Annotated in this window: 13 protein-coding genes; 5 read left to right on the plus strand and 8 right to left on the minus strand. The window is 65.0% G+C overall.

Translation table 11 applies throughout. From position 1 onward, the window contains the following. Positions 1 to 18 precede the first annotated feature (18 nt). A complete protein-coding gene (locus KVO92_RS10550; RefSeq protein ID WP_217475608.1) occupies positions 19 to 516 on the minus strand; it encodes a DUF3060 domain-containing protein in 498 nt (165 codons plus the stop codon). A 239-nt stretch (positions 517 to 755) separates the two neighbouring features. On the opposite strand from KVO92_RS10550, the gene trpB reads away from it, so the two are divergent. From trpB to KVO92_RS10575, 5 genes are all read left to right on the plus strand, one after another. Then, positions 756 to 1,967 carry a tryptophan synthase subunit beta gene (gene trpB, locus KVO92_RS10555; protein WP_217475609.1) on the plus strand — a complete coding sequence of 404 codons (1,212 nt, stop codon included), beginning with the start codon at positions 756 to 758 and terminating at the stop codon, positions 1,965 to 1,967. Beyond that, positions 1,964 to 2,773 (plus strand): tryptophan synthase subunit alpha, encoded by an 810-nt coding sequence (trpA, locus tag KVO92_RS10560; RefSeq protein WP_217475610.1) that lies wholly within the window; start codon positions 1,964 to 1,966, stop codon positions 2,771 to 2,773. The genes trpB and trpA overlap by 4 nt, the downstream gene beginning before the upstream one ends. Positions 2,774 to 2,950: 177 nt before the next feature. Beyond that, positions 2,951 to 3,475 (plus strand): REP-associated tyrosine transposase, encoded by a 525-nt coding sequence (locus tag KVO92_RS10565; protein ID WP_217475611.1) that lies wholly within the window; start codon positions 2,951 to 2,953, stop codon positions 3,473 to 3,475. Positions 3,476 to 3,849: 374 nt separating this feature from the next. Continuing rightward, the gene (gene yghU, locus KVO92_RS10570) at positions 3,850 to 4,692 is read left to right on the plus strand and encodes a glutathione-dependent disulfide-bond oxidoreductase (protein WP_217475612.1); all 843 of its coding nucleotides are present in this window, start codon (positions 3,850 to 3,852) and stop codon (positions 4,690 to 4,692) included. Between the two features lie 552 nt (positions 4,693 to 5,244). Continuing rightward, positions 5,245 to 6,060, plus strand: a complete 816-nt coding sequence (locus KVO92_RS10575) for a hypothetical protein (RefSeq protein ID WP_217475613.1) — start codon at positions 5,245 to 5,247, stop codon at positions 6,058 to 6,060. 325 nt (positions 6,061 to 6,385) lie between these two features. On the opposite strand, the gene KVO92_RS10580 is transcribed toward KVO92_RS10575, so the two are convergent. The 7 genes from KVO92_RS10580 to KVO92_RS10610 all read right to left on the minus strand — a co-directional run bounded on the left by KVO92_RS10580 (position 6,386) and on the right by KVO92_RS10610 (position 12,659). Then, positions 6,386 to 6,871 (minus strand): DUF4126 family protein, encoded by a 486-nt coding sequence (locus KVO92_RS10580; protein WP_217475614.1) that lies wholly within the window; start codon positions 6,869 to 6,871, stop codon positions 6,386 to 6,388. 81 nt (positions 6,872 to 6,952) lie between these two features. Continuing rightward, positions 6,953 to 7,636: a potassium channel family protein gene (locus KVO92_RS10585; protein WP_217475615.1), complete on the minus strand. Its 684-nt coding sequence runs from the start codon at positions 7,634 to 7,636 to the stop codon at positions 6,953 to 6,955. After that, entirely contained in the window at positions 7,626 to 8,957 is a 1,332-nt protein-coding gene (locus KVO92_RS10590) for a TrkH family potassium uptake protein (RefSeq protein WP_254621412.1), read from the minus strand. The genes KVO92_RS10585 and KVO92_RS10590 overlap by 11 nt, the downstream gene beginning before the upstream one ends. A 317-nt stretch (positions 8,958 to 9,274) precedes the next feature. Beyond that, positions 9,275 to 10,756, minus strand: a complete 1,482-nt coding sequence (locus KVO92_RS10595; protein WP_217475617.1) for a YdgA family protein — start codon at positions 10,754 to 10,756, stop codon at positions 9,275 to 9,277. A gap of 142 nt (positions 10,757 to 10,898) precedes the next feature. Further along, positions 10,899 to 11,303: a hypothetical protein gene (locus KVO92_RS10600; RefSeq protein WP_217475618.1), complete on the minus strand. Its 405-nt coding sequence runs from the start codon at positions 11,301 to 11,303 to the stop codon at positions 10,899 to 10,901. Positions 11,304 to 11,421: 118 nt separating this feature from the next. Next, on the minus strand, positions 11,422 to 12,072 hold the full coding sequence (locus KVO92_RS10605; protein WP_217475619.1) for a DUF2268 domain-containing putative Zn-dependent protease: 651 nt from the start codon (positions 12,070 to 12,072) through the stop codon (positions 11,422 to 11,424). A 62-nt stretch (positions 12,073 to 12,134) separates the two neighbouring features. Further along, a complete protein-coding gene (locus KVO92_RS10610) occupies positions 12,135 to 12,659 on the minus strand; it encodes an AAA family ATPase (RefSeq protein ID WP_217477228.1) in 525 nt (174 codons plus the stop codon). Positions 12,660 to 12,679 lie beyond the last annotated feature (20 nt).

Below are 12,679 nucleotides of genomic sequence, written 5' to 3' on the forward strand. Positions count from 1 at the left end.
CGCCAACCGGGCGCATCGCTACTGACGCTGAAGGCTGTGCTCGCCGCCGCTGGTCTCGACTGTCGGATCGTCTCCGCGCCAGGTGACCTGCTGGCCGACACCGTTGACCTCCAGATGCACCGGCCCTCGCAGGTCCAGCGTGAGTCTATTGCCGCCGCCATACAGCACGACCGAGGCCGGTTGCTGGCCGTCGCCTTGCACCTGAGTGGTGATCCGGTGATCGGCACCACTCACATCCAGGCCCCCGACTCGCTCAGCTTCGATCTGATTTTTTCCGCCGGTCACCTCCAGGCTGGCGACACTGCCGATGGTCACCACCTGGTCCGATCCGTCCACCTCGACCTTGCCGCAGTCACCACTCAGACGAAAGTGATTGGCATTGCCGGTAATGCTGACGTCCTGCCCCTTGCACATCACATCACGTGAGTTGCCGATGCCATCGAGTTCCAGCGTCTCGGCCTGGGCCGTCGTTGCCAGCGCCGCACATAGCGCACCCACCACCATTAGCTTCTGCATTCTCGTGTCTTCCTGTCGGAGCGGCGCCCATGCCGCCTGCGCTTGGGACTGATACGCCGGCGCCGAGTTCTGCGCCGCTGGCGGCATCCTGCGTCACGCGCCCGGCCGCCTGAGCTATGTGTGAGTTTTACTGACAGGTCGAGACGATCTAATCGCTTTTCCATCAGACGCTGAGCGATACAATGGGCGCCATCAACCACTCGCCCTGCCAGCCGAGCGCTGTCGACAAGGAGCACGCCATGACCTCATTGCGCAACGGCCCTGACGCCAAGGGCCTGTTCGGCCACTTCGGCGGTCAGTACGTCGCCGAAACCCTGATGCCACTCATCCACGAGCTGGCCGCCGAGTACGAAAAAGCCAAGCAGGACCCCGAGTTCGCCAAGGAGCTCGCCTACTTCCAGCGCGACTACGTCGGCCGCCCCTCCCCGCTGTATTTCGCCGAACGCCTGACCGAGTTCTGCGGTGGCGCGAAGATTTACCTCAAGCGCGAAGAGCTCAATCACACCGGCGCGCACAAGATCAACAACTGCATCGGCCAGATCCTACTGGCCAAGCGCATGGGCAAGCAGCGCATCATTGCCGAGACCGGCGCCGGCATGCACGGCGTGGCCACCGCCACCGTGGCCGCGCGCTTCGGCATGCAGTGCGTGATCTACATGGGCACCACCGATATCGAGCGCCAGCAGGCCAACGTCTTCCGCATGAAGCTCCTGGGCGCCGAGGTGATTCCGGTCACTGCCGGCACCGGCACCCTGAAGGACGCAATGAACGAAGCCCTGCGCGACTGGGTGACCAACGTCCACAACACCTTCTACCTGATCGGCACCGTCGCCGGCCCGCACCCCTACCCGGCCATGGTCCGCGATTTCCAGGCCGTTATCGGCAAGGAAACCCGCGACCAGATGCAGGCCCAGGAAGGCCGCCTACCCGACTCGCTGGTCGCCTGCATCGGCGGCGGCTCCAATGCCATGGGCCTGTTCCACCCCTTCCTCGATGACCAGAGCGTGGCCATCATCGGCGTCGAAGCGGCCGGCCACGGCATCGAGACCGGCCAGCATGCCGCCAGCCTCAACGGCGGCGTACCCGGCGTGCTGCACGGCAACCGCACCTTCCTGCTGCAGAACGACGACGGCCAGATCATCGACGCCCACTCGATCTCTGCCGGCCTGGATTATCCCGGCATCGGCCCGGAACACGCCTGGCTGCACGACATCGGCCGCGTCGAGTACACCTCGATCACCGACAAGGAAGCGCTCGCCGCCTTCCACAAGTGCTGCCGCCTGGAAGGCATCATCCCCGCGCTGGAGTCCTCCCACGCATTGGCCGAAGTCTTCAAGCGCGCGCCGACCCTGCCGAAGGATCACCTGATGGTGGTCAACCTCTCCGGCCGCGGCGACAAGGACATGCAGACCGTCATGCACCACTACGACGAACAGGAAGAACACATATGAGCCGCCTGCAGACGCGCTTCGACGAGCTGAAACAACAGAACCGCGCCGCGCTGGTGACCTTCATCACCGCCGGCGATCCGGACTACGCCACCTCGCTGCAGATCCTCAAGGGCCTGCCCGCCGCTGGTGCCGACGTGATCGAACTGGGCATGCCCTTCACCGATCCGATGGCCGACGGCCCGGCGATCCAGCTGGCCAACATCCGCGCCCTGGCCGCCAAGCAGGACCTGGCCAAGACGCTGCAGATGGTTCGCGAATTCCGCCAGGACAACCAGACCACGCCGCTGGTGCTGATGGGCTACTTCAACCCCATCCACAAGATGGGTGTCGAGCGCTTCCTTGCCGAGGCGGTGGAAGCCGGCGTTGACGGCCTGATCGTGGTCGACCTGCCGCCGGAACATAACGAAGACCTCTGCGACCCGGCCCAGGCCGCAGGCATCGACTTCATCCGCCTGACCACCCCGACCACCGACGACAAGCGCTTGCCCACCGTGCTCAACGGCAGCTCGGGCTTCGTCTACTACGTCTCGGTGGCCGGCGTGACCGGTGCCGGCTCGGCGACGCTGGAACATGTCGAAGAAGCCGTGGCGCGACTGAAGCGCCACACCGACCTGCCGGTGTGCGTCGGTTTCGGCATCCGCACCCCAGACCAGGCAGCCGCCATTGCGCGCCTGAGCGAGGGCGTAGTGGTCGGCTCGGCGTTGATCGATCAGATCGCCAACTCCGAGAGCAGCCAGCAGGCGGTCGAGGGTGTGTTGGGATTGTGTCGGGAACTGAGTGAAGGGGTTCGAAAAGCACGCAGTTGAGGGCCGTGGTGGGCTAAATCCCACCCTACACGAGCGCTTCGGTCAGAACCCGTTGCCCCCGGTAACCCGGCGGACGGTAGGGTGGGCGTCAGCCCAGCAATCTCACAACGCGCTCCTGGTGGGCTAAAGCGGAACGCTGCCCGGCCCACCGCAATCCAGGAAGGCAAGGAGGCCTCCATGTCGAACTACCGCCGAAGCCATGTGCCAGGTGGCACGTGGTTTTTCACTCTCACCCTGGCCGACCGCCAATCCCAACTACTGATCGAAGAAATCACACTTCTTCGCCATGCCTACGGCCAGACCCGGCGCGCCCGTTCTTTCCAAACCCTCGCTATCTGCATCCTGCCTGATCACCTGCACGTTATTTGGACGCTACCGGAAGGCGACGCCGACTACGCCGGTCGCTGGAGCCTGCTCAAAAGTACCTTCTCCCGACAGCTTCCCGTAGCCGCGCAAAGTCCCAGCAAGGCACGCAAGCGAGAAAAAGGCATCTGGCAGCGCCGCTATTGGGAGCATCAGATTCGCGACGAATGTGACCTGCAGCGCCACGTTGATTACATTCATTACAACCCGGTCAAGCATGGGCTAGTCGAGAGAGTTGCCGACTGGCCCTATTCGAGCTTCGACCGATACGTGAAGAACGGGCTAGTGCGAGGCGACTGGGCAGGCAGCACGGCGGTCGATGGCTGCTATGGTGAGTAATCATCGTTCATTTCTGCCCAACGGGCATGTAGGTATCGGTGGGCCGAAGCCCACCCTACGAGGGTCGCGATATCATCGATGCCTCGTCCGGCCGCAGCTGTAGGGTGGGCTTTAGCCCACCGCATGCTGCTCGGAGCCAAGCGAACTGCCTGATCCGTCATCGCCCTCCGATGGTCTTGGTGGGCTAAAGCCCACCCTACGGTTCTGCCGCGGAATCAGGGTTATGTCCTGCTGCGGGCCTTCGGGACTTGGCGTCTGATCGCAGAACCAACCGTTCCTCATCGATGACCACTATCGACCCGCTCGATTTCGACCACGCCGCCTGAGCGCGTAGGATGCCCTGCACAACCGGAATCCACGCGAGGAGATTGTCCATGCCTGATAGCACTTACGTACCGCCGAAAGTCTGGACCCATGACGCGCCCTCGGGCGGCAAGTTCGCCAGCATCAACGCCCCCACCGCCGGTGCGCGCGAGGAGAAGGCGCTGCCGGTCGGCAAGCATCCGCTGCAGCTCTACTCGCTGGCCACGCCAAACGGCGTGAAGGTCAGCATCATGCTCGAAGAATTACTCGCGCTCGGCCACAGCGGCGCCGAGTACGACGCCTGGCTGATTCAGATTGGCGAAGGCGACCAGTTCGGCAGCGGTTTTGTCGAGATCAACCCGAACTCCAAGATTCCGGCCCTGGCCGACCATAGCATCGGTGGCGAGCCGCTGCGGGTGTTCGAGTCCGGCTCGATCCTGGTCTACCTCGCCGAGAAGTTCGGCGCCTTCCTGCCGACCGAAACCCGCGCCCGTACCGAAACCCTGAACTGGCTGTTCTGGCAGATGGGTTCAGCGCCCTTCCTCGGCGGTGGCTTCGGGCATTTCTATGCCTACGCGCCGGAGAAGTACGAGTACCCGATCAATCGCTACGCCATGGAGGTCAAGCGCCAGCTCGACGTGCTCGATCGGCAACTGGCCGAGAACCGCTACATCGCCGGCGACGAGTACAGCATCGCCGACATGGCCGTCTGGCCATGGTACGGCGTGCTCGCCCGTGGCGAACTGTACGAGGCTGGTGAATTCCTTTCCGTGCAGGACTATAAGCACCTGCAGCGCTGGGCGGCGGAAATCGCCGAGCGGCCCGCGGTGATCCGTGGTCGCAAGGTCAACCGCACCTGGGGCGAGCCGTCGGAGCAGGCGCCGGAACGGCACAGCGCCGCCGACCTGGATTGACCCCAACGCTTACCGCATGAGGCAGGCCGCGCAAGCGGCCTCGCCGCTACGGCATTCGCGGTCGAGACCGCTCCCACAAATAACCGTGCCGGGCAGAGCGCTATGCCTTGCCACAACGCCGCCTTGCAACCCCACCCAAAAAGCACAGCCCCTCGCACAGTGGCCGAACGCCCCCCGTCCCTCGTGGGAGCGGTCTTGACCGCGAATTGGCTGGCGAGGCCGCGCGAGGCCGCGCCGGACTGAGGAGCCATCCTCACCAGTCGATCGACGTGGGCGAAACGAACGCGCAACTTCGTGCCGCCGTTCGTTCGCGGTCGAGACCGCTCCCACGCAAAGCCCCTCCAATACCCTTCAGGCCATACCCGCTCAACCGAGGCGGTCGACCTGCTGCCGCTTATTTTCTGAACTATGACCGGCCCGCCAGACCCAATATTCATGGGCGCTGCTCTGATGAGCGAACGAGCTGCATCGTGACGGCCGCGGTACTCATCGCCCCCTGAATAGGGGCAGTGCTCGGATAACCCAGTTGTTCCTTACAACGCGAGGTGAACCATGAGACACACATTGGTAGCAGCGTTCGCGACGCCGACCGACGCCAATCGCACCTACGGCGACCTGATGGCGAGGGGCATCGCGCGCGAGCAGATTCATAGGGTCGGCGCCGACAGCGCAGAAATCCATGGCTACGACGAGCCCTACTCGACCGCTGACGGCACGGTCGATCCGGCGCATCACGAGTCCAAGGTTGCCCACTTCTTCAAATCCCTGTTCGGCCATGAGCCGCATGAAACGCATCGTCACCACGCCACGGCCTACCCCGAGGCGGTGCGCCGTGGCGCGACGGTGATCGCGGTCGATGCGCGCGACGAGGACGAGTTGGTCAAGGCGCGCGATGCACTGGAATACAACGGCGCCCTGAACATCAACGAGCGCGGTGGCGGTAGCGGCGCGACGCCTGGCTACGCCGGTCCGACCAGCCCGTACGCCGGCGCCACGGGTGGCGACAGTCACCTGGACAAGCATTTCAGCGGAACGGCCGCCAGTGCCTCGACAACGACTACCGCGACCAGCCACGCCAGTGACGACCGCTTCAGTCACGCGGCCGGGGCCGGCCCCACCGACGAAGCACACCCGACCGACCATGACCGGACCGGCACCGTCGACACCGGCCGCTACGACGTCGGCAGCAGCGCCAAGCGAGCCGGCACTGATTACCCGGGCACGCTGGCCACCAACAATGTCACCGGTGCCGAAGCCGCTGACAACAGCACCAGCGTGCTGGGCCAGGAAGTGGCACCGGGCGTCGGTACGCGCGAGGCCGGGATGTGCACGGATGATCGGGTCTGTGTGATCCAGCGGCCCAGCTGATCGACCACGTGCGCCGTGTCAGGCCGCGCCGGGCGGCCTGTCATCGGCGCCGGCGAGGTCAAGTCGTGGCAGCTGGGCGAACAGTCATTACCTGCAGGCGCCGGGCACCGAGAGCACGCGCGGGCGCGGCGGCGTGATGGCGATCTTTCGCGATCAAGGTCGCTCCCACAACAGTAGACCGCGCGGGGCGAGCGGGAGCGCGGTCGTGTTCCTGTACCAGCTTGCTGACGAACCTGTACCCCTGGGCGTCCAATGATCGCTCGAGTACAGCGGCGTGATCGCAATCTTCCGCGACCAAGGTCGCTCCCACGCCAACAGCCCCGCGCTAACCCAATGCGCGCCGCAGTCCGGCGTTGCCGATGGTCACCGCCAGGCCGTCCTCTGCCAGCCCGAGGGCCGCATTGAGCAGCGGTTGCGGCTGGTACGGCTTGCGCAGCCCAAGGCCGATCTTCGAGGAGACCAGCGCCGCCGTCGCCCCGATCAGTGCCGGCAGCAGCAAGGGCTCGCGCCGCATGCTGGCCAGCGCCGCTGCCGTTACGCCGCCAGACAGCGCGCGGAAGATCATCGACGGGACAATGGTGCGATCCGGCGCAAAGGGCATCTTGTCACCGAGCAGCTCCGCCGCCGCCATTGGCAGCAGCACCTGCTGCGCACGGCGCGACGCCAGGGTACGCGCGGGCTCGTTGGCATACTCGATATCGTCATGCGCAGCCAGCGCACGGCTGGTCATCGCTGGCGCCAGCGTGCTGCGCATGCCGGTCACCAGGCCAAGTGCGAGGGCACCCAGCAACACACCCGTGGATGAAGTCATGCGGTCGTCTCCTGCAGGGCTTTCCTTTGCGACCTGCCGTCCGCCGCCGCCGTTCAGATCAGCCTCCGAACGGTCGTCCGGTTAGGCGGTGACGGCCGCGAACTTCTCCACCAGCCGGGTCTCGCCGGCAACGACCACGATGTCGCCCGCCTGAATCAGGGTCTCCGGCGTGGCGCTGATGAAATCCTCGCGCGGGCGTTTCACACCGATGATGGTCACCCCATAGCGTTGGCGCACGCCGGCATCGGCCAGGGTCTGCTTGTGAATGGCGCGCGGCGCGCTGGTCGAGGCAATGGCGAAACCATCGTCGAACTCGATGAACTCGTACATCTTGCCGGTCACCAGATGCGCCACCCGCTCGCCCATGGAGGCCTCGGGATAGACGACGTGGTGAGCGCCAGTGCGCTCGAGGATCAGCCCATGACGCTTGCTCAACGCCTTGGCCCAGATGTCCGGCACGCTCAGCTCCTGCAGCGCGAGAACGGTCAGCACGCTGGCCTCCAGGTCGCTGCCGATGCCGACCACCACATGGTGGAACTGATCGACGCCCAGCTGGCGCAGGGCGCGAATGTCCGTGGAGTCCGCCTCGGCCACGTGGGTCAGGCGGTCGACCCAGTGCTGCACGTTGAGGCTGTTGTTATCGATGCCGAGCACCTCGTGGCCCATCGAGGTGAGCGACTCGGCCACTGCCGAACCAAAGCGCCCCAGGCCGATGACCGCGACGCTGTCATTCTCGAATGTCTTGCCGAACAGGTTAGCCAACAATGGGACGCTCCTCCGGGTAACGGTAGTGTTTGGTCGTGCTGCGCAGGGCCAGCGCGGTGGCCAGGGTGATGGTGCCCACCCGGCCGATGAACATCAGCGCGATGATCACCAGTTGGCCGGACGGCGGCAGGTCCGCAGTGATGCCGGTCGACAACCCCACCGTGGCAAAGGCGGAAACGGCCTCGAACAGCACATCACCCAGCTCGAAGCGCGTCACGCTGAGCAGCAGCATGGTGCCGACCGCCACCGTGAGCGAGCCGAGGAACAACACCGTCAGCGCCTGGCGCTGCGTCTGGTAGGAAATACGCCGACGAAAGGTCACGGTGTCGGCGTTGCCGCGAATCTCGGCCCAGATGAAGAAGAACAGCAGGAAAAAGGTGGTCACCTTGATGCCCCCGGCCGTGCCGGCGCTGCCGCCACCCACGAACATCAGGAAGTAATGCACCGCCAGTGTCTGCGGCACGAACTGGCCGACGTCCAGGCTGTTGAAGCCGGCCGTGCGCGCCACCGCCGAATGGAACAGTGCCGAGAGCAGCTTGTCGCCCAGGCTCATGCCGCCGAGGGTGTGCGGATTGCTCCACTCGTAGAAGCCGATCGCCAGGGTGCCACCCAGCAGCAGCACCGCCGAACCCCACAGGGTAATGCGGGTATGAATGGTCCAGGGCTTGCCGCGCTGGTCGCGGCGAAACTCGTACAGCACCGGAAACCCGAGCCCGCCAATGATCAGCGCCAGCATGATCGGCACCAGCATCACCGGGTCGGTGGCGAACTGCATCAAACTGTCGGAATAGGTGGAAAAGCCGGCATTGTTGAAGGCCGAGATCGCATGGAACAGGCCGTTCCAGAGCGCCCGCGTCCAGGGTTCGGCATACGTGGTGTGCAGGTGCACCGCAAGCACGCCCGCCACCACGATCTCGACCACGACGGTGACCAGCAATATCAGGCGCAGCACACCGATCACGTCACCCAGCCCCAGGCTGCGGGTCTCCTGCTGCGCGATCAGACGGCTGCTCAGTTGCAGGCGGCGCTTGACCATCAGCCCGAGCAGCGTCGCGCCACTCATGATGCCCAGGCCGCCGATCTGGAACAGCAGCAGAATCACGCACTGGCCGAAGAAGGACCAGTAGGTGGCGGTGTCCTGCACGATCAGGCCGGTGACGCAGACGGCCGAGACGGCGGTGAACAGCGCGGTCAACGGCGGCGCCTGGCCGGGCCCGGCAGTGGCCGCCGGCAGCGACAGAAGCACCGTGCCCAGGGCAGTGGCGACCAGAAAGGCTAGCGGAATGAGGCGGGCCGGACGGCGGACGGCATTGCTGAGCAAAGGCGGTTCCTTCGAGTAAACGGTGGGGCGAGGCCGTGGCGGCATGGCTGGCCGGGCGAGTGGCGCGCCGGCCTGCGCCGCAATGCCCACCACAATAACAAAAGCCCCACCACCGGCGCCTCCGCCCGCTTTTCATGACGAACGACGACGCGCGCCGCCAGCCCGGCAAAAACCGCCCCAATTCCGGTGGACTAATCCCTACAAGGCCAGCCGCCGCCGGCCTCGTTTAAACCTGGTCCACCCAAACCACCCTGGCGCTCGCCTACCCAAACCAAAAAAGGCGCCCGAAGGCGCCTTTCCTGCATTCACCACACCCGTTACTGGCCGAGCAGGCCGGCCCCCTGTGCCGAACCGAAGGCAAAGGCCATGAACTCCTGAACGCTCATGTCGCGACCGTTCAGGTTCACCCGATCATTGGCGTAGTGCAGCGTGCTGACCAGGTGCTCGCCATCCAGGCGCGACCAGCCGCTGTCGATCGCCAGGCCGCTGAACAGATCGGTGGTGGCGTCAGCTTCCTGCTTGATCGCCACCGGGTCGAGGTGTCCGTCCGGCTGGCCGCGTTGCGCCACCAGGCCTGCTACGTCGCGTACCAGGTCCTTGTCGACACTGGCGTCGGCCTTGAGCGAGGCCAGCATGCTGGTGATCATCGCATCCGGGGTGAACGCCTCGGCGCTCGGCTCTCGCAGATCCAGTACGACGGACAGGCGGGCCGCGCCGTGGGCCGTTTCGAAGCCGAACTCATCGACGGCCAGGGTGGGGTTGTGTTCGAGCAGTTGCAGGCCCAGCGCCTGCAGTTCCTGCTGCTGAGCAGCGGTCAAGCTGGCAAGCGACTCCTGCGGCGTGGAGCCGCTGTCGAGTATCGCCTTGTAGCGATCGACCAGGGCCTTGAGTTTGCTGGCCTCGAGATTGCGCAGACCAAAAACCAGCGCCAGGTTACGGAAGGTCTGGCCCTGCGCATCCACCTGACCGACACGGTAGCCGGTCGACAGGTCGAGGCCACGCGCGCCCTCGCTCAACGCCGCGTCAAACGATGCGTTCTGGACGATCACGGCCGGCTCGTCACCCGTCTGGATCTCCATGCGCTTGAGGGTGATGGCCGAGGGCCCCAGGGCGAAGCCATTGGCATCTTCATGATTGTCCACGCTCAGCCCCAGGCCGCGCAGACTGAGGCGCACCGGCTGGCCGGAGACGCTGTGTTGCAGGTTCATGTCGAGCTCGGGCAGTTCGCCGTTCAGGCGCACGGTGGTGGCGTCCTGCGTGGTTTCGATGCTGACCACCGCGGGCGAGACGCGAACCGTGCCGTCCTCGTTCTGCAGGTTGAACGCGGCCGAACGCATGTCGCCATACTGGCGCCCGTCATAGCCAATGGTGACGTCACCGACCAGGGGAATCTCGCCAGCCGCCGCCTCGAACAGCCCTTCGGTCAGCGATGAGCGCTCAAGCTGAAAGTGGCTCTGCGCGGCGACCGGCATCAGCTGGCCGCGCGCCAGGCGCGAAATGGGAAAGGGGCCGTGCTCGAGATGATCGTGCAGCAGCACCGAGAACTGCCGGGTGCCGCCGTCGTCGTCAGGCACCTGCACGTCGATCTCGTAGCGCGCCGAGCTGGACAGCAGGCCGCGGTCGAAGCTGAGCAGCTTGAGGGTGACCTCTGCACCGGCGCCCATGCTCATCTCGCGCAACTTGACGTTGGCCTGCTCGACGGCATCACGGGCGGTCGTTTCGACCTGGGTACTGGTGTAAAAGGTGGCGGCCCCGAAAAGGGCCAGGGGAACGGCGACGGCAAGCGCGAGCTTTTTCATGGAAGCATCCTGTGCGGCGGCTGGGCAGACATCCTGTCAGCCGATGGTGGGTAAGCGCCGGCACTCTATCAGCGAGTCTGCGCGCGCTCCAGCGCCCCGAATCAGGCAGATGACAGGCTGAGAACCCCAGCACCAAAACGCCTCACCAGTGATAGAGCCCATACGCCACCACGCCCAGCCCGAAGCCCATCTGCGCCAGCAGCAGCGCACGGATGGCAAAGGTGTAGCTGATGACCGGGTTCTGGCCCAGCGCATCGTTGGCGAACAGGCGGTAACTTGCCGGAAATTCGGACTCGATCTCCTTCAGCGCCGTGATGGTCAGCTGCAACAGTTGCCGGCTCCGTGCATCGACGAGCCAGAACACCATCGCCAGCAGGATGGTGAACGCGCCCAACAGCACCATCAGCCCCGGCGAGAAGCCCCGCTCCAGTGCGGCCAGCACCCCGCCATCGGCAAAGATCGCCAGCACCACGAAAAAGTTGAAGCCGCGCAACCGCTGCTCGGCATTGAGCTTGAAATGCGCCCAGACAAACCCTCGACTGTCCACACCGGTCCCCTGATCGAAGAGGCGGCATCAGCGCCGCCTGGAGCAGTAGACCCCGGCGGGAGGATGAGGTTGAGCGAAGCGATAGCCGGCCAAGGCATGGACCTGCCGGTTAAAGCTATCAATCACCTTGAGGAGGCAGGAAACCGCGAAACGCTTGTGCATCCGCGTCAGCGAGCTGGGCTGCCGTGGCACCGGGATGCCTCGAAAGGAAACGTGCAATGAGCTGGTGACCCATGGAATACCCCAGCCATCGTGGGAGGTCGCCATGGCCAAGGAACCAGGCAGGGTGATCATAGTTGAGGCTGCTCCAATGACGTTCCGCTCTGGACACGTACGGCCCAACTTCGCCTAGGCTCAGCCTTTCCCAAGGCTCGAGCGCACCGCCGCATACTTCCCGCGCGAAAAAACCGGCCAGTCCCTCCGAAACAAGCGCCTCCCCCAGGGAACGCCCATAACCTGGGCCATCCCAGCGGGCCACGTGATGAAGCTCATGGGCGAACATACGCTCAAAAGAATCTTCGTTATTAGCTCGGAACAGAGGACTGCCCGGATCGACAGACACGAACACGAGGCCTGGCTCTGGCGCGTAACCCAGGTGTCCTTTCTCAGGGATGACGTCCACGCTCGGCTTTACGACGACGTCGAGAGGCCCTAATGCCAACAGGGTGTTGGCCTTGATGAACGTTTCCGTCAGGGCGGCATGAACCCACTCTCGGACATCGGAGAGCGCTTCGCGCGCATCGAGGAAGTGGATATTCAAAGAGTTCATGTGCGCAACATAGCGCATTGCGGACGGCTCAAGCGCCTATAAAGCGCCGTCACGCATCACGATCAACCGCTTAGTAAAGCCTGAACCTGGGCGACGGCCTGCTGCTCGCGGCTGGCCCAGTTCCCGGCGACCTCGACGACGGGTTGCCGGTGCCGTTCGAGCCACCTGCGGCAGTCGACATGAAAGGCCTGACGCTCGGCGAGTGCCGGCTGGCAGCGCTGGCCGTCGGCGTGCCACTCGGCTCCCTCGGGCGACAGCAGCAGGTGCAGGTCGTAGCGGCGCGCGAGCAGTTCGTCCTCCAGCCACGCCGGATAGCTGCCGAACAGCGTCTGGCTCCAGAGCATGTTGCTCAACAGGTGCGTATCGAGGATCAGCAGCGCCGGCTGCCGGCCACGTGCGGCGTCTTCCCAGGCCAGCTGGCCGCGGGCGATGGCCGGGATGTCGGCCAGGCAGGTGTCGCGCTGCTCGCTGTCAATGAAATGCCGGACGTACTCGCCCACCACTACCCCGCCGAAGCGCTGTTGCAGGCGCGCGGCCAGCCAGCTCTTGCCGGTCGATTCGGCTCCGGCGAGCACCAGCACCTTCACTGGCGCGTTCCCCCCGCCTG

It is taken from the genome of Stutzerimonas stutzeri, from assembly GCF_019090095.1.
Classification (GTDB): domain Bacteria; phylum Pseudomonadota; class Gammaproteobacteria; order Pseudomonadales; family Pseudomonadaceae; genus Stutzerimonas; species Stutzerimonas stutzeri_AN.